The organism is Microbacterium sp. STRO-2N (assembly GCF_057747775.1).
On record NZ_CM173223.1, the window covers coordinates 2,028,185 to 2,045,234 of the forward strand.

The 17,050-nt window shown below is 70.8% G+C and carries 16 protein-coding genes; 6 read left to right on the forward strand and 10 right to left on the reverse strand.

The window, feature by feature from the left end; all coding sequences use genetic code 11:
* Window positions 1–73: 73 nt before the first annotated feature.
* From dprA to AC3ANN_RS09510, 8 genes are all read right to left on the reverse strand, one after another.
* On the reverse strand, window positions 74–1,270 hold the full coding sequence (gene dprA, locus AC3ANN_RS09475; protein ID WP_488340720.1) for a DNA-processing protein DprA: 1,197 nt from the start codon (window positions 1,268–1,270) through the stop codon (window positions 74–76).
* Complete coding sequence (locus AC3ANN_RS09480; protein WP_488340721.1) at window positions 1,267–2,790, reverse strand: YifB family Mg chelatase-like AAA ATPase; 1,524 nt, start codon at window positions 2,788–2,790, stop codon at window positions 1,267–1,269. The genes dprA and AC3ANN_RS09480 overlap by 4 nt, the downstream gene beginning before the upstream one ends.
* On the reverse strand, window positions 2,787–3,155 hold the full coding sequence (locus AC3ANN_RS09485; protein WP_488340722.1) for a YraN family protein: 369 nt from the start codon (window positions 3,153–3,155) through the stop codon (window positions 2,787–2,789). Before AC3ANN_RS09485 ends, AC3ANN_RS09480 begins: the two co-directional genes overlap by 4 nt.
* Before the next feature lie 123 nt (window positions 3,156–3,278).
* The gene (locus AC3ANN_RS09490; protein WP_488340723.1) at window positions 3,279–3,602 is read right to left on the reverse strand and encodes a DUF2469 family protein; all 324 of its coding nucleotides are present in this window, start codon (window positions 3,600–3,602) and stop codon (window positions 3,279–3,281) included.
* A 66-nt stretch (window positions 3,603–3,668) separates the two neighbouring features.
* Window positions 3,669–4,328, reverse strand: coding sequence for a ribonuclease HII (gene rnhB / locus AC3ANN_RS09495; RefSeq protein WP_488340724.1), 660 nt, complete (start codon window positions 4,326–4,328; stop codon window positions 3,669–3,671).
* Entirely contained in the window at window positions 4,325–5,107 is a 783-nt protein-coding gene (gene lepB / locus AC3ANN_RS09500) for a signal peptidase I (RefSeq protein WP_488340725.1), read from the reverse strand. The genes rnhB and lepB overlap by 4 nt, the downstream gene beginning before the upstream one ends.
* A 132-nt stretch (window positions 5,108–5,239) precedes the next feature.
* Window positions 5,240–5,587: a 50S ribosomal protein L19 gene (rplS, locus tag AC3ANN_RS09505; RefSeq protein WP_488340726.1), complete on the reverse strand. Its 348-nt coding sequence runs from the start codon at window positions 5,585–5,587 to the stop codon at window positions 5,240–5,242.
* Between the two features lie 165 nt (window positions 5,588–5,752).
* A complete protein-coding gene (locus tag AC3ANN_RS09510; RefSeq protein ID WP_488340727.1) occupies window positions 5,753–6,250 on the reverse strand; it encodes an MFS transporter permease in 498 nt (165 codons plus the stop codon).
* Window positions 6,251–6,368: 118 nt separating this feature from the next.
* Between AC3ANN_RS09510 and map the strand changes: the two genes are divergently transcribed.
* Window positions 6,369–7,151 carry a type I methionyl aminopeptidase gene (gene map / locus AC3ANN_RS09515; RefSeq protein WP_488340728.1) on the forward strand — a complete coding sequence of 261 codons (783 nt, stop codon included), beginning with the start codon at window positions 6,369–6,371 and terminating at the stop codon, window positions 7,149–7,151.
* Window positions 7,152–7,170: 19 nt separating this feature from the next.
* Here map and glgX read toward each other — a convergent pair whose 3' ends face one another.
* Window positions 7,171–9,369: a glycogen debranching protein GlgX gene (gene glgX, locus AC3ANN_RS09520; protein ID WP_488340729.1), complete on the reverse strand. Its 2,199-nt coding sequence runs from the start codon at window positions 9,367–9,369 to the stop codon at window positions 7,171–7,173.
* Window positions 9,370–9,658: 289 nt separating this feature from the next.
* Here glgX and nirB point away from each other — a divergent pair, with 289 nt between their 5' ends.
* From nirB to AC3ANN_RS09540, 4 genes are read left to right on the forward strand one after another with little or no spacing between them, the layout of a single operon-like run.
* Window positions 9,659–12,238 carry a nitrite reductase large subunit NirB gene (gene nirB / locus AC3ANN_RS09525; protein WP_488340730.1) on the forward strand — a complete coding sequence of 860 codons (2,580 nt, stop codon included), beginning with the start codon at window positions 9,659–9,661 and terminating at the stop codon, window positions 12,236–12,238.
* On the forward strand, window positions 12,235–12,618 hold the full coding sequence (nirD, locus tag AC3ANN_RS09530; protein ID WP_488340731.1) for a nitrite reductase small subunit NirD: 384 nt from the start codon (window positions 12,235–12,237) through the stop codon (window positions 12,616–12,618). Before nirB ends, nirD begins: the two co-directional genes overlap by 4 nt.
* Window positions 12,615–13,385, forward strand: coding sequence for a uroporphyrinogen-III C-methyltransferase (gene cobA, locus AC3ANN_RS09535; RefSeq protein ID WP_488340732.1), 771 nt, complete (start codon window positions 12,615–12,617; stop codon window positions 13,383–13,385). The genes nirD and cobA overlap by 4 nt, the downstream gene beginning before the upstream one ends.
* Complete coding sequence (locus AC3ANN_RS09540) at window positions 13,382–14,557, forward strand: uroporphyrinogen-III synthase (protein WP_488340733.1); 1,176 nt, start codon at window positions 13,382–13,384, stop codon at window positions 14,555–14,557. Before cobA ends, AC3ANN_RS09540 begins: the two co-directional genes overlap by 4 nt.
* 18 nt (window positions 14,558–14,575) lie before the next feature.
* Here the strand turns inward: AC3ANN_RS09540 and trmD are convergent, their stop codons facing one another.
* Window positions 14,576–15,265, reverse strand: coding sequence for a tRNA (guanosine(37)-N1)-methyltransferase TrmD (gene trmD / locus AC3ANN_RS09545; RefSeq protein ID WP_488340734.1), 690 nt, complete (start codon window positions 15,263–15,265; stop codon window positions 14,576–14,578).
* A 180-nt stretch (window positions 15,266–15,445) separates the two neighbouring features.
* On the opposite strand from trmD, the gene AC3ANN_RS09550 reads away from it, so the two are divergent.
* A complete protein-coding gene (locus AC3ANN_RS09550) occupies window positions 15,446–16,873 on the forward strand; it encodes an MFS transporter (protein ID WP_488340735.1) in 1,428 nt (475 codons plus the stop codon).
* Window positions 16,874–17,050 lie beyond the last annotated feature (177 nt).

Below are 17,050 nucleotides of genomic sequence, written 5' to 3' on the forward strand. Positions count from 1 at the left end.
CTCCAGCATGCGCCGCGACGGGGCTCGCGTCACCACGACTCTCCGTCGAACCTGGACGCCGCGCCTCGTCGGCTCACACCGAGGTGGTCGCCAGCCTCCATTCGCCCGACGCCGAGTCGGCCGTGCCTTCCAGACGGAGGAGCCCCAGGACCGACTCGACCTCGTCCACGGCCATGCCGGCACGGCGTGCGATGTCGTCCGGAGCCCGCCACACACGGGTGCTGAGGGCGTCGCGCACCCGCGTCGCGTCGTCGGTCGTGGGAGCGCCGTCCTGCCTCGCGGTGGCGGCGGCGACTCCCGCCTCCAGGCCGATCAGCTCCCGGACGTCCTGGCCGCTCGTGATGCACTGGGCACCCCACTCGCGCAGAAGCCGATGACACCCCGCCGACGCCGCCGACGTCACAGGCCCCGGGACAGCGCCCAGCGCTCGTGAGAGCGCTGCGGCGTGCCCGGCGGTGTTGAGCGATCCGCTCCGCCACCCGGCTTCGACGACGACGGTCGCGTCCGTGGTCGCGGCGATGAGCCTGTTGCGCTGGAGGAAGCGCCATTTGGTCGGTGCCGAGCCGCACGGCACCTCGCTCACGACGGCGCCCGCGCGAGCGATGTCATCGATCAGCTGCGTGTGCCCCGCCGGGTACGCGCGGTCCGCACCACCCGCCAGCAGCGCGACGGTGAGGCCGCCGACGTTGAGCGCGGCCCGGTGCGCGGCGCCGTCGATGCCGTACGCGCCGCCCGAGACGATGGGGATGCCGCTGCCCGCGAGATCGGCGGCGAGCTCCACGGCGACGTGATCGCCGTACCTCGTGGCGGCGCGGGCGCCGACCAGTGCGACGGACGGCCGGAGCGCGACGAGCGCAGAGGTGCGTCCGCGCACCCACAGGCACATCGGCGCGTGGGGCCCGAGATCGTCGAGCTGGACGGGCCAGTCGGCGTCGTGACGGGTGACGAGTGAGACTCCGCGCGCGGCCGCGATCCGCACGCCGTCGCTCACGGCCTGCGCCGACAGTCGCGGCGTCCAGCGCTTCCGGGCGTCGGAGACCTCCTTCGGCGTGAGGTCGGCCGGTCGTTCGCCGGCCAGGAACGTGCTCAGGCCGTGAGCCGCCCCGTGAACCGCGACGATGCGACCGGCGACGGAGTCGCCGGGTTCGACGAGGTGCGACCACACGACAGTGGCGAATCGCTCCACGACGGCGAGGTCGTCGTCCGATGGCCGCGCCAGCGGTCCGAGCGCCGTGCGCGCCGCTCGAGGCGAGAGGTCGATCGCGGTCACAGGGCGATTCCCTTCTTGAGGTAGAGCGCGCGTCCGATGTGATCCGGGCCGAGCTGTCCGCGTCCGTCGAGGTCCGCCAGCGACCACGCGACTCGGAGCACGCGATCGTAGCCGCGCAGCGTGAGGGCGCCGCGGTGGAGCGCGGCATCGAGGGGTCGCCGCGCCACCGGCGGCGGGGCGGCGGGTCCTTCCCGCAGCCATGTGCCCGGAACGTCGGCGTTCACGCGCCACGGCGTGCCGTCGAGCCTGCGAGCGGCGCGGGCTCGACCCTCGGCGACGCGTTCGCGAGCCACGGCCGTCGTCGTGACCGGTGCCGCATCCCGCTGAGCGACCGACACGCGTGACAGCGTGAGCTCGATGTCCATGCGGTCGAGCAGGGGGCCGGAGAGACGGCCGAGGTAGCGCCGGATGGCGGCAGGAGGGCAGGTGCATGTGCCGCCGCGGATTCCGTAATCACCGCAGGGACAGGGGTTCGTGGCGAGCACGAGCTGGAACCGCGCCGGGTACTGCGCGCTCGAGCCCGCCCGGTGGATGGTGATGGATCCGGTCTCGAGGGGCTGGCGGAGCGCATCCAGCGCGCTCGCCTGGAACTCCCCCGCCTCGTCGAGGAACAGGACGCCCTCGCTGGCGCGCGCGATCGCGCCGGGCCGCAGCACGCGCGAGCCCCCACCGACGAGAGCCGCGACGCTCGCGCTGTGGTGGGGCGCCTCGAAGGGCGGCGTCCGCGAGAGCTCCAGGACCCGCGCGCCCGACAGACTGCGGATCGACGCGCTCACGAGCGCGGCCTGATCGTCGAGCGCGGGGAGGATGCCGGGCAGCCGGCGCGCGAGCATCGTCTTGCCGGCCCCCGGCGGACCGCACATCAGCAGGTGATGGCCGCCCGCAGCGGCCACGATGAGCGCTTCGACCGCTTCGCGCTGACCGATGACGTCCGCGAGGTCGAGGGCGCCGGCCGGCGGCTCCCCCTCGTCGGGCAGGGCGACGGGCTCGTCGTCGGGGACCTCCACCTCGCCGCCGTGCCATGCGATGACCTGCGCGAGGTTGGTCGCGGCCAGCACCTCGACGCCGTCGACGAGCGCCGCCTCCGGGCCGTTGGCGTGCGGCACCACGACGCGTCGGTGTCCGGCGCGGCGCGCCGCGACGACGGCTGGCAGGATGCCGGGGATCGGGCGCAGCCGCCCGTCGAGCCCCAGCTCGCCGAGGTGCACCGTCCGCGCGACCGACGCGGGATCCATCCCCGTCTCCGTCGCGAGCGATGCGATCGCGATGCCGACGTCGAAGCCCGAGCCCTGCTTCGGCAGGCTCGCGGGCGACAGGTTCACGGTCAGGCGCCGGCGCGGCAGCGGCGCGGCGCTGTTTGCGCACGCGTTGTGCACCCGCTGCACGGCTTCCGCCAGCGCCTTGTCGGGCAATCCGATGATGCGGAACTCCGGCGTCTGGTTCGACAGGTCGGCCTCGACCTCGACGCACTCCCCCTCGGCGCCGACGAGCGCGACCGCCCACGTGCGCGCGACGCTCACGGCACCTCCACGTCGACGAGATGCTCGAGCCGTGCGGTGCCCGGGTCGCGTCCGGTGAGACCGACCGCGTCGATCCGGAGGCGCCTCCCCTGGATCAGGTCGCGGTGCTCCGCCGCCCACGCCACGGCGAGCCGCCAGAGCCGTGCGCGCTTGCGCGCGTCGATCGCCTCGAACGGGTGCCCGAATCCCTCGTCGCGGCGGGTCTTGACCTCGACCACGACCACCGACGCCGCATCGGCCACGACCAGGTCGATCTCGCCCGCGCGGCATCGCCAGTTGCGGGCTAGCACTGTGAAGCCCAGGTGCTCGAGGTAGCGCGCCGCGCGGTCCTCGCCCGCACGCCCCAACACGTCTTTGTCTGCCATCCCGGCATCGTCGCGCGCGAGCGTATCCGGGCGGACGCCGTAACGCGGCATCCGTTCAGAACCCGGTGCAGAAGGCCGGAACGACCGAACTGTGGAGGAGGCGCCGACCGGCGCCAGGCCCGATCAGGTATCGAGCGAGAGCTCCTCGGGAAGGTGGAAGTCGCGGCGCGAGAGCTCTTCGACGTTGACGTCCTTGAAGGTGAGCACTCGCACGGCCTTGACGAAGCGGTCCGCGCGGTAGATGTCCCACACCCAGACGTCGGTCATCGAGATCTCGAAGTAGAAGTCGTGCTCGGTGTCCCGGCGCACGACGTTCACCTCGTTAGCGAGGTAGAACCGGCGTTCGGTCTCGATCACGTACTGGAACTGCGAGACGACGTCGCGGTACTCGCGGTACAGAGCGAGCTCGAGCTCACGGTCGTAGTCTTCGAACACGTCGTCGTCCATGGTGCCTCCATCCTACGGGCGCGGACGGATGCCGAGACCAGCGCGCGCGGCAGGCCCGGTCCGGCTTCAGAACAGCGTCGGCGCCTCGGCGATCGACCACGACGCGCGGTGGTGCCGGCTGATGCCGTGCTCACGGATCGCGTCGCGGTGGTCGGGGCTCGCGTACCCCTTGTTACGCGCCCAGTTGTACGCGGGCAGCTCGTCGTGGAGCTCCGTCATCAGCGCGTCGCGGGCGACCTTGGCGATGACGGACGCCGCCGAGGCGGACGCGCAGTCGCGATCGGCCTTGATGATCGGCCTCACGTCGAGCCCCCACGCCCCGGCGGGCGTGATGTAGTCGTAGTTGCCATCGAGGATCACGATGGCCTCCTCGGGCACGACGCCGTGCGCGCGGAGATCCGCCAGCGCGCGCACGGACGCGAGCCCGAGTGCGCGCATGATGCCGATCTCGTCGATCTCGGCCGAGCTCGCCCAGCCGACGGCGCTGGCGGCCACCCACGAGGCCGCGCGCGCCGCGACGTCCGCCCGCTTGGGCTCGGGTACGAGTTTGGAGTCGCGCAGTCCGGAGGGGACGCGCTTGCGGGATCGAGGGGCGTCGATCACCGCTGCGCCGACTGCCACCGGACCGGCGAGGGCCCCGCGTCCGACCTCGTCGAACGCGATGACGAGCGCGTGCTCACGCAGGAGTCGTCGCTCGAGCGTGAGCTTCGGCTCCGCGACGGTCACGGCGACGCGTCCTGCGGTTCGGGGACGGGGACGCTCCCGAAGACGTCGTGATGGAAGTCGAGCATGCCGAAGCGATCGAGCGGCCATGTCACGAGGAATGCGCGCCCCACGACGTTGTCGATGGGGACGAACCCCTTGCCCGGCTGGTCGGTGTTGTACCGCGAGTCCTTCGAGCGGTACCGGTTGTCGCCGAGCACCCACAGGCTGCCGTCGGGCACCACGACGTCGAAGGGATCACCGGATGCCGCGGCATCCGCGGATGGGACCTCGATGTATTCGCTCTCGTCGACGGGCACGCCGTTGACCGTGATCTGGCCGACCGCGTTGCAGCACACCACATTGTCGCCGGGCAGCCCGATGATGCGCTTGACGAGGTGGTCGTCGCTGTCGGGTGCGGCCAGGCCCACGAGCGAAAGCACCCATTCGCCTGCTTCCACGATCGGCGGACGCGCCGGCTCGGTGCTCGGCGGCAGCCATCCGCCCGGGTCCTGGAAGACGACGATGTCGCCACGCTCATAGCCGCCGAAACGGGGCGTGATCTCGTCCACGAGGATGCGGTCGTTGATGAGGAGGGTGTCCTCCATCGACCCCGAGGGGATGTAGAACGAGCGCACCAGGAACGTCTTGACGAGAAACGACACGACGACCGCGATGAGGATGATGACGACGACGTCGCGCAGGAACACGACCCACCCGCGCTTGCGAGGCTGGATGGTGGCCTCGTCCCCCGACCGGGGAGCGGGCGCCGACTCGGCGGGGGCCGACTTCTCGGTCGTCATGCGGATCCTTCACAGGCGGGCCGGCGGTCGGCGAGCCTGTCTTCAAGGGTCGCACATTCCGGACGGCCGCGAGAACGCCGAAGCCCCGGACCGTGGGGTCCGGGGCTTCGGGAAGAAGTGCTTCGCGAACGCTCAGCTGTCGCGCTTCTCCTTGATCTTGGCCTTCTTGCCGCGGAGGTTGCGCAGGTAGTAGAGCTTCGCGCGACGCACGTCACCGCGCGTGACGACCTCGATGTGGTCGATCACCGGGGAGTGCACCGGGAAGGTGCGCTCGACGCCCACCTGGAAGCTGATCTTGCGGACCGTGAAAGTCTCGCGCACACCGTCGCCCGAGCGGCCGAGGACGACGCCCTGGAAGACCTGGACACGGGAGCGGTTGCCCTCGGTGATGTTGACGTGCACCTTGACGGTGTCACCGGGGCCGAAGGCGGGGATGTCGGAGCGGAGCGAAGCCGCATCGACGGCGTCGAGGATCTGCATGATCGTCTCTCTCTGCGGCCGCCACAGGTCGACCGCGGGAATGGATGTTCAGGGATTCGTGCCGAAGGCCTCCGGCGTGACGCCGTACAGCTGGTTCCCCTGAGGCAGAACCGGTCAGGGCACAAACGCCCATTCTGCCATGGATGGCGCACCCCGCCAAAACGGTCAGCTCGCGGGCGGCTGCTGCCTCTCGGTGATGATGAAGACGTCCTGCTCGTTCGCGGCTCGGTCCTTCGCCGCCGGCGGCGGGATGTACGCGGCGCCGTCGCTGGAGTGCAGGAGGACGCGCGATGGCCGCGCCTCGCTCCACAGCTGCCACAGCTCGAGCCAGAAGAGGCCGACTCCCGCGAGGATGGCGAGCACCATGACGGGGGCCCACCAGGCCTCGGCGAAGAAGCCGAGAGAGATCACGAGCAGGTGCCACACCGTGAAGCCGAGCACGTCCCACCACGAGACCGCGCGGTGCGCCCGAACGGTGCCGCGCGCGCGGACCAGCAGGGTCAGCAGCAGCTGCCACAGGAACACGCCCGGGATGGCGAGGAACAGCACCCACAGGAACGCCCAGCCGCCGGCGTTGAAGACCGCCCAGCCGATGAGGAGCCACAGCGGCAGGACGAAGGCTGCCGGGATGAGCCAGCCGAAGAACGCACGACGCAGCCACATGCCTCGATGCTACGCCGTGACGGCCCCGCGCGGATGGGTTCTGCGTGCGGCGCGGGGCATCCTCACAGCCGCGCGCGGAATGGTCCGACAGAATGGACCGGGACGAGAGGACCTTTCGATGATCGAGTTGCGCACGCCTGCTGAGATCGAGGCGATGAAGCCCGCCGGGCGATTCGTCGCCGAGACCCTTGCCACGCTGCGCGCCGAGACGAAGGTCGGCACCAACCTGCTCGCGATCGATCGGCGAGCGCATGACCTCATCCGCCGGGCAGGCGCCGAGTCCTGCTACATCGACTATCACCCGTCGTTCGGCGCGCGCCCGTTCGGCAAGGTCCTGTGCACGTCGGTCAACGATGCCGTGCTCCACGGTCTGCCGTTCGACTACACCCTGCGCGACGGCGACCTGGTGTCGCTCGACTTCGCGGCCTCGATCGACGGCTGGGTCGCCGACTCCGCGGTGTCCTTCGTCGTGGGCACGGCCCGCGACGAGGACCTGGCCCTGATCGAGACGACCGAGCGCGCGCTCGCCGCCGCGATCGCGACGGCGACGGTCGGCAATCGCATCGGCGACGTCTCGGCGGCGATCGCCGGCGTCGCGCGCGGATCCGGCTACGCGATCAACACCGACTTCGGCGGGCACGGCGTGGGCCGCATCATGCACGGCGACCCGCACGTCCCCAACGACGGCAAGGCGGGGCGAGGCTATCCGCTCCGGGCCGGCCTGGTGGTCGCACTCGAGCCGTGGTTCCTGCAGACCACCGACGAGTTGGTCACCGATCCCGACGGCTGGACCCTCCGCTCGGCCGACGGTTCGCGCGGAGCGCACTCCGAGCACACCGTCGCGGTCACCGAGTCCGGACCCGTCGTGCTGACCGACCGCTCGTGGCTGGGAGTCGACTGACCCGGAGGCTCCGCCGCCGCTAGCTGCCCGCCTCGGCGCGAGGAGCGTGCGCGGGCTCCCCCGGCATCGCGGCCAGCGATGCCGCCACCGAGTGATCCCGCTCGCGCTCGACGCGCGGGTGCTCGCACAGGACGAGGAGCGATTTCGCGGCGAGCCGCACCACGTCCCCGGGCTTCACGAGTTCGGAGCCCGCGCGCTCCCCCGCGGTGTCGACCACGACCTCCCAGTCGGGGCTGGATTCGACCACCGGGATGTGGAAGTCGATGATGTCGTCGCCGGCGTTGAACAGCACGATGAAGTGACGGTCGTGGATCTCGTCGCCGCGCCGGTCCCGCTCACGGATCCCGGCGCCGTTGAGGAACACGCCGACCGCCCGACCGAACCCGGAGTCCCAGTCCTCCGGCTGCATCAGCGTGCCGTCGGGTCGGAGCCACGCGATGTCGGGCAGCGCCGCTCCGGTGTCGCGGCGCACGGGCCGCCCGTCGAAGAACCGACGGCGGCGGAAGGTGGGGTGCTCGCGGCGCAGTCGGGCCATGGCGGCCGTGAACTCGAGCAGCGGCAGGTCCGCGGCATCCCAGTCCATCCAAGTGGTCTCGTTGTCCTGCGCGTAGCCGTTGTTGTTGCCGTGCTGGGTGCGGCCGATCTCGTCTCCGTGCAGCAGCATCGGCACGCCCTGCGACAGCAGCAGGGTCGCGAGGAAGTTGCGCTGCTGGCGAGCGCGCAGCGTCAGCACCGCGGGGTCGTCCGTGGGCCCCTCGACGCCGAAGTTGTACGACCGGTTGTCGTCGGCGCCGTCGCGCCCTTCTTCGCCGTTCGCCTCGTTGTGCTTGTCGTTGTACGACACCAGATCACGCAGGGTGAACCCGTCGTGCGCGGTGACGAAGTTGACGGATGCCACAGGCCGGCGCCCGGAGTGCTCGTACAGGTCCGCCGACCCCGTGAGGCGTGACGCGAACTCGCCGAGCGCCTGCGGCTCGCCGCGCCAGAAGTCACGCACGGTGTCGCGGTACTGGCCGTTCCACTCTGTCCACTGCGGCGGGAAGTTGCCGACCTGGTAGCCGCCCGGACCGACATCCCACGGTTCGGCGATGAGCTTGACCTGCGAGACCACCGGGTCCTGCTGCACGAGCTCGAAGAACGCCGAGAGACGGTCGACGTCGTAGAACTCCCGAGCGAGCGCGGCGGCGAGGTCGAAGCGGAACCCGTCGACATGCATGTCGAGCACCCAGTACCGCAGCGAGTCCATGATCAGCTGCAGCGAGTGCGGGTTGCTGACGTTGAGACTGTTCCCGGTGCCGGTGTAGTCGGTGTAGAAGCGCTTGTCGTCGGCTTCTAGCTTGTAGTACGCGGAGTTGTCGATGCCCCGCATCGACAGCGTCGGCCCGAGGTGGTTCCCCTCCGCGGTGTGGTTGTAGACGACATCCAGGATGACCTCGATGCCCGCGGCGTGCAGAGCGCGGACCATGCCCTTGAACTCCTGCACCTGCTGGCCCCGGTCCCCCGTGGCGGAGTAGCGGTTGTGCGGGGCGAAGAAGGAGACGGTGTTGTAGCCCCAGTAGTTCGACAGACCCTTCTCCTGCAGGACGGCGTCGTCGACGAACTGATGCACCGGCATGAGCTCGATCGCTGTCACCCCGAGCTTGGTGAGGTGGTCGATGACCGCCGGGTGGGCGAGGGCGCTGTAGGTGCCGCGCATCTCCTCCGGGATGGCCGGATGCCGCGCCGTGAGCCCTCGCACGTGCGCCTCGTAGATGAGGGTCTCGGAGTACGGCGTCGCCGGGCGGCGATCGCCGGCCCAGTCGAAGTACGGGTTGACGACGACGCCCTTCATCATCGCGGCCGCCGAATCGTCGTCGTTGCGGGAGTCCGGGTCGCCGAAGTCGTACCCGTAGACGGACTGGCCCCACTGCACGTCGCCTTCGACCGCCTTGGCGTACGGGTCCAGCAGCAGCTTCGCGGGGTTGAACCGCCGCCCGCTCGCGGGGTCGTAGGGACCATGGACGCGATACCCGTAGCGCTGCCCTGGCTGCACGCCCGGCACGTACACGTGCCAGACGTAGGCGTCGACCTCGGCCACTTCGACGCGGGTCTCCGCCCCGCGCTCGCCGAACAGGCACAGCTCGACGCGCTCCGCGCCCTCGCTGAACAGCGCGAAGTTCGTCCCGCTCCCGTCGAACGTCGCCCCGAGCGGATACGCCGATCCCGGCCACGTGTGCATCGCCGTCCCCCTCCGTTCCCTGGCATCACCCTAACGGGACGGATGCCGCGACCTCCGGCATCCTCACTTCCCCTGGTCGGCCGGTGTGAGCGAAACGTTCGCTCGGGGTAACCGGACGCCATGCGGGGGCGAAACACCGCGCTCGTAGCGTCGCACGCACCGACAGACCTCTCGTCCCCCAGGAGGAGCCATGACGCACCGCGGCAGCGCCGAAAGCCGGCAGAGCAGTGTCAAGAGCCCGAAACATGGCGCTGACGCCCCCGCAACATCGCCCGCGTACGGTGACGGCATGAGCACCACCCCCGCCCTCGGCACGCACGTCGTGGTGGTGGGTGCGGGGATGGTGGCCCACCGCTTCGTCGAGAGCCTCCTCAGTCGCGCAGGCGATGGGTGGCGCGTCACGCTCATCGGAGAGGAAGGCCGGCATCCTTACGACCGCGTAGGCCTCACCGGGTTCTTCGGCGGCGCGACACCCGACGACCTCACGCTGGAGCGGACGGTTCTCGAGGACGACCGCGTGCGCTTCCTTCAGGGCGACCCGGTCGCGCGTATCGACCGCTCGGCGCGGCGCGTCACGACGAGGAGCGGGATCAGCGTGGCGTACGACCGCCTGGTGCTCGCGACGGGCTCGTATGCCGCGCGGCTCGCGGTCGACGGGTTCGGGCTGGAGGGCTGCTTCGTGTACCGCACGCTCGACGACGTCGAGCGGCTGAAGGACTTCGTGCGCCGTCGTTCGGCGGAGCTCGGCCGCCCCCTCACCGGCACGGTGATCGGTGGCGGGCTCCTGGGGCTTGAGGCCGCCGGCGCGCTGCAGGGCCTCGACGTCGCCTGCACCGTCGTGCAGTCGTCGGACCGGCTGATGTCGGCGCAGCTCGACCTCCCCGCCGGGAACGCGCTGCGCCGCCTCATCGAGTCGCGGGGCATCAGAGTCCTGACCGAGACCGTCACGACCCGTCTCGATCCGGACCGCAGCGGGCAGGTCATGGGGCTCGAGTTCCGCGACGGCAGCTACGAGCGCACCGACGTCGTGGTCTTCACGGTGGGCGTGCGTCCGCGCGACGAGCTCGCACGGGCGGCCGAGCTGGACGTGCACGAGCGCGGCGGCGTGCTCATCGACGCCGGCTGCCAGACGTCGGACCCGCGCATCCTGGCGATCGGCGAGGTCGCCAACTACGACGGGATGTGCGTGGGCCTGGTCGCCCCCGGCTACGCGATGGCCGAGGTCGCCGCCACGCGGCTGCTCGGGGGCGAGGCATCCTTCCCCGGCTATGACCTGTCCACCAAGCTCAAGCTCTCGGGGGTCGATGTGGCGAGCTTCGGCGACGCCTTCGCCGAGACGCCGGGGTCTTTGGATGTCACGTACGCCGATCCCGTCGCGGGCGTGTACAAGAAGCTCGTGCTCTCGGATGACGCCAAGACGCTGCTCGGCGGCATCCTCGTCGGCGACGCGTCGGCGTACGGATCGCTGCGCCCGCTCGTCGGCGGTGCGCTCGGCGGCGACCCAGCGGCGTACCTGATGCCGGAAGGCGGCGTCGCCGCACCGACAGGCGATCTGCCCGATGAGGCGCTGGTCTGCTCGTGCAACAGCGTCACGGCCGGCAGGATCCGCCATGCGGTGCATGAGGAGGGCTGCACCGACGTCGCCGGCATCAAGGCGTGCACCAAGGCCGGAGCGGCATGCGGCTCGTGCGTGATGATGGTCAAGAAGATCGTCGGCACCGAGCTCGCGAAGTCCGGCGCGGCCCTGAGCAACGCGCTGTGCGAGCACTTCGACATGTCGCGCCGGCAGCTGTTCGACGCCGTCCGGGTGTCGGGGCTGACCACCTTCAGCGCCGTGATCGAGCGGTTCGGCACCGGACGCGGCTGCGACATCTGCAAGCCCGCGCTCGCGAGCATCCTCTCGACCCTCGTGCGCCGTCACGTGCTCGACGGCGAGAACGCCACGCTGCAGGACACCAACGACCACGTGATGGCGAACCTCCAGAAGGACGGCAGCTACTCGGTGGTGCCGCGCATCCCCGGCGGCGAGATCACCCCCGAGGGTCTCCTCGTGATCGGCCAGGTCGCGCAGGACTTCGGCCTGTACACGAAGATCACCGGCGGTCAGCGCATCGACATGTTCGGCGCCCGTCTCGAGCAGCTCCCCGGCATCTGGAAGCGGCTGGTCGACGCGGGCTTCGAATCGGGGCACGCGTACGGCAAGTCGCTGCGCACGGTGAAGTCGTGCGTCGGCTCGACGTGGTGCCGCTACGGCGTGCAGGACTCGGTCGGCATGGCGGTGCGCCTCGAGCTGCGATATCGAGGACTGCGATCGCCGCACAAGCTGAAGCTCGGCGTCTCGGGCTGCGCGCGCGAATGCGCCGAAGCCCGCGGCAAGGACGTCGGCGTGATCGCGACCGAGGCCGGCTGGAACATGTATGTCGGCGGCAACGGCGGGTTCACGCCACGCCACGCCGTGCTGCTGGCCGAGGGCCTCAGCGACGACGAGCTGCTGACCGCCATCGACCGCTTCCTGATGTACTACATCTTCACGGCGGACCGGCTCCAGCGCACTGCGCCCTGGTTCGAGGACCTCGACGGCGGAATCGACGGGCTCCGCGCCGTCATCTTCGACGACAGCCTCGGCATCTGCGCCGACCTGGACGCGGCTATGGCGGCGCACCTGGACTCGTATGAGGACGAATGGAAGGCCACCCTCGAAGACCCCGAGAAGCTGCGCCGGTTCGCGTCGTTCGTGAACGCCCCCACGACCCCCGACCCGTCGCTCGCCTACACCGCCGAGCGCGGCCAGCCCCGACCCGCCACCGATGAGGAGCGCGCCACGTCGGGCGTGCTCATCGCCGGAACCACCCTGGAGGTGCGCCGATGACGATCGCCGACCCGCAGACGACCGAGTACGGCGCCCCCGACGGATGGGTGCGCGTGTGCGCGCTCGACGATCTCGAGGTCGAACGCGGCCGCGCCGCGCTCCTCGGCGGGACGCAGATCGCCCTCTTCCTCCTCGACACCGGTCGCGTGCACGCGGTGTCGAACTTCGACCCGTACAGCCGCGCGAACGTCATCTCGCGCGGGATCGTCGGGACGCGGCAGGATGCCCCGACCGTCGCATCTCCGATGTTCAAGCAGGTGTTCGACCTCCGCACCGGGGCGTGCCTCGACACCCAGGGCAAGGAGCCCGCATCGCTGCACGTGTGGCCGGTCACGGTCGACGACGGGCACGTGCTGGTCCGGTGGGAGGACGCATCTTGAGCGCGGTCGGCGGACGCGTCGACCTCGTGGGCGGAGGCCCCGGACCCGTCGACCTCATGACCCTCCGCGCATGGCGCCTCCTCATGCGCGCGGACGTGGTGGTGATGGACCGGCTCGGCCCCGACATCCGTCCGCACCTCGCGCCCGACGTCGAGGTGATCGACGTCGGGAAGCTGCCGGGCCATCACCCGGTGCCGCAGGAGGAGATCAACGCGCTGCTCGTGGATCGTGCGCGCCGCGGCAAGCGCGTCGTCCGCCTCAAGGGCGGAGACCCGTTCGTGTTCGGCCGTGGCGGTGAGGAGGTCGCGTCATGTGTCGCGGCCGGCATCCCGGTCGAGGTCGTGCCGGGCGTCACCAGCGCCGTCGCCGTGCCGGAGGCCGCCGGCATCCCGGTGACCCACCGCGGCGTCGCGTCGGCCGTGCACATCGTGAACGGCCAGTCCGAGCTGACAGCGGCGACGCTGGCGGCTCTCGGCGACCCCGACGTCACGACCGTCGTGCTGATGGGGGTGGGGGCGCTCCCGCGTCTCGTCTCGGACGCGCTCCACGCCGGCGTGCCGGCCGATCGTCCCGTCGCGATCGTCGAGCGCGGACACCACCCCGACCAGCGCACGACGCGCACCACCCTGGCCGCCGTCGTGCTCGAGGCCGGGCGCATCGGCGTGCGCAACCCCGCCGTGATCGTCGTGGGCGACGTCGCCCGCGCGGGCATGCTCGTTCCCGACCTCCTCGCGACCGACACCTCGATCGGCGGCTCGCTGCGGTGAACGATTCGGCTCCACCCCCGTCCTCCGGCGATCCGCCCCGCGCCCAGCTCTCGGCGGCGCTCGACGGCTGCACCATCGTCATCGCGGTGGACCGGCGTTCCCTCGAGCTCGCCGCCGCACTCGAGCGCCACGGCGCACAGGTACGCCACGCCCCGGCGCTCACGATCGTGCCCCACATCGACGACGACGCCCTCGTCGCCGCGACGCGCGAGCTCATCGCACGCCCGCCCGAGGTCGTCGTCGCCACGACCGGCGTCGGCTTCCGCGGGTGGATGGAGGCAGCCGACGAGGCCGGGCTCCTCGATGAGCTGCACGCGGCGCTGTCGCGAGCCCAGATCGTCGCCCGCGGCCCGAAGGCGCGCGGCGCGATCCAGCAGGCCGGTCTGACCGCCGACTGGGTGGCCGAGTCCGAGACCTCGGCGGAGCTGGGCGAATACCTGCTCGCGGAGGGCCTGGACGCACGCCGCGTCGCCGTCCAGCACCATGGTTCCGGCGCCGACGGGCTCGACGAGCTGTTCCAGGCGGCGGGAGCGGACGTCGTGAGCCTCACCGTCTATCGCTGGGGACCTCCGCCCGACCCGGCGGTCGTCTCGCGCTCGGTCGTCGCCACCGCGCAGGGCGAGGTCGACGCGGTGCTCTTCACGTCGGCCCCCGGCGCGGCCGAATGGGTCGCGGCCGCGGCACGCGAGGGGGTTCTCGAGGCCATCGTGGACCTGTCGGCACACGGGCGACTGCTGCTCGCGGCCGTCGGCCCGATCACCGCCGGCCCGCTGCGCGAGGTGGGCATCGCCCCGCTCGTCGCGGAGCGCGGCCGCCTCGGCTCGCTCGTGCGCGCGGTCGTGACGCACTTCGGCGGCGGGCACGCCGCCTCGCTCCCCACGATCGCCGGTCGTCTCGAGCTGCGCAGCAACGGGATCGTCCTCGACGGGCGCCACATCTCGCTGTCGCGCACCGGCGCCGACCTGCTCGCCGCGCTCTTCGCCGCGGGCGGCGGCGTCGTCTCGCGGCAGCGGCTGCAGAGCTCGCTCCCCCGGTCCGGCGAGAACACCCATGCCGTCGAGATGGCAGTCGCACGCCTGCGCGAGGCGATCGGTGTGCCGGACCTCATCAAGACGGTGGTCAAGCGCGGTTATCGGCTGAACGTGCTCGACCCGGCCGAAGCGTCGGCCTGACGTCGACGCCGACCGTGCTCAGGCGTCCGCGCCGTCGAGCAGATCCGGACGATGCGCGCGAGTGCGCTCGAGGCTCTGCTCGCGACGCCACGCCGCGATCGCGCCGTGGTTGCCGCTGAGCAGCACTGGCGGAACCTCCCGCCCGCGCCACACCGCGGGCTTCGTGTAGCTCGGATACTCCAGCAGGCCGAGCTCGTGCGACTCCTCCACGAGGCTCTCGGGATTGCCCACGACGCCGGGGATCAGGCGCGAGACCGCCTCGATGACCGCCATCGCCGCGACCTCGCCGCCGTTGAGAACGTAGTCGCCGAGACTGACGAGGCGCACGCGCCCCCGCTCGGCGTAGTGATCGACCACGCGCTGGTCGATCCCCTCGTACCGCCCGCACGCGAAGACGAGGTGTCGCTCTTGGGCGAGCTCTCGCGCCATGGGCTGCGAGAACAGCTCGCCGGCCGGCGAGGGCACCAGCAGCACGGCGTCGTCGGTGAGCACCTCGTCGAGCGCTTCGCCCCACGGCTCGGGCTTCATGACCATGCCGGCGCCGCCACCGTAGGGCGTGTCATCGACAGTGCGGTGGCGGTCGTGCGTCCAGTCGCGCAGATCGTGCACGTGCATGTCGAGGATGCCGCGATCGCGTGCCTTGCCGATCAGCGAGACGCCGAGCACATCGAAGAACGTCGGGAAGATCGTGACGATGTCGACGCGCATGCGTTCGAGTCTAGGCATCCGTCGTGTTTCGGTCGTGTGACGGGGCCCCAACGTCGCCCGCCCCGACACCGTGATCCAGAAGTGATCGAGAAGTAACAGCCCGGGTCGGCGGACGGAAACACCCGCTTCCTAGCGTGGGATCACACTCAACCGCAGTGCATGCCCATCCCTGGAGGCGCCATGACCACGACCGTCACTCCGTCGACGACGGATGCCGCAGCTCCACCCGTTCCGACCGCCACCGCGTCGGTCATCCTCACTCGCCGGCCCGGCCGCTGGATCGACGGCTGGAATCCCGAGGACGCCGTCTTCTGGGCAGCCGAGGGCCGCGCGATCGCGCGCCGCAATCTGGGCTGGTCGATCTTCGCCGAGTTCCTGGGCTTCATCATCTGGCAGCTGTGGAGCATCGTGGTCGTGATGCTGCCCGCGGCGGGCTTCGAGCTCACCAGCTCGGAGTCGTTCTGGCTCATCTCGCTGCCGAGCCTCGTCGGAGCGACACTGCGATTCCCGTACACGTTCATGGTCGCGATCTTCGGCGGCCGCAACTGGACCATCGTCTCGGCGGGGCTCCTGCTGATCCCCGCGGTGCTCCTCGGAATCGTCGTCGCGAACCCCGAGACGCCATTCGGCGTGCTGCTGCTGATCGCCGCTCTCGGCGGCGTCGGCGGCGGCAACTTCGCGAGCTCGATGGCGAACATCACCTACTTCTTCCCGCAGAAGGAGAAGGGCTGGGCGCTCGGCCTCAACGCGGCGGGCGGCAACCTCGGCACGTCGGTCGCGCAGTTCGCCGTGCCGATCGTGGTGACGATCGGCGCCGCGTCGACGACGAACATCTCGCTCGCCGGCTGGATGTGGATCCCCCTCATCCTGGCGGCGATGTGGGGCGCGTGGCGCTACATGGACAACCTGTCGTCGGCGAAGGCGGACTTCGCCGGCTCCGCCGCAGCGCTCCGCGAACCGCACCTGTGGCTCATGGCCCTGCTGTACATCGGCACGTTCGGCTCGTTCATCGGCTTCGCGAGCGTGTTCCCCAAGCTCATCGCCGACCAGTTCCCCGCCTTCTCGACCATCCAGGTCGGTCAGGCGGCGGTCTCGCTGGCCTTCCTCGGTGCGCTCATCGGGTCGCTCGCCCGCCCGTACGGCGGCAGGCTCGCCGACCGCTTCGGCGGCGCGCGTGTCACGGTCGGTGCGTTCACGGTGATGGCGCTCGGCGCCCTGGGGCTCATCTGGACTCTGCCGCTGCAGAGCTTCTGGGTGTTCCTGGGCTGCTTCCTCGTGCTCTTCGCCGCGACCGGCATGGGCAACGGCTCGACCTATCGCATGATCCCGAGCATCTTCGCGGCGCGCGCTCTCGCACAGGGCATCGAGCCGGGCAGCGCCGACGCCGTCAAGGTGCAGCGCAAGGCGGCCGCAGCCCTCGGCCTCATCTCGGCGATCGGCGCGTACGGCGGCTTCCTGATCCCGCAGGTGCTGAACGCCTCGCAGCTCGCGACGGGCGGGTACACCGCCGCGTTCTATGGCTTCGTCGCCGGCTACGTCGCCCTCCTCGTGGTGACGGTGCTCGTGTACGTCATCCCCCGCGCGTCGCTCGCGAAGCAGCGCATCTGATCTCAGAACGGAAGAGAAGCGGATGCCTCGATTCGAGGCATCCGCTTCTCTTCGTCTTCATTGCCCCCCCGGCATCCCGTCGTCAGCGTGTCCCGCTTTCGTTCGCAAGGAGCTCGTCATGCGACCGAAGTCGGGACATGAAGGCGAAAGAACGGGAACATGCAGGGCGGGGGCGGG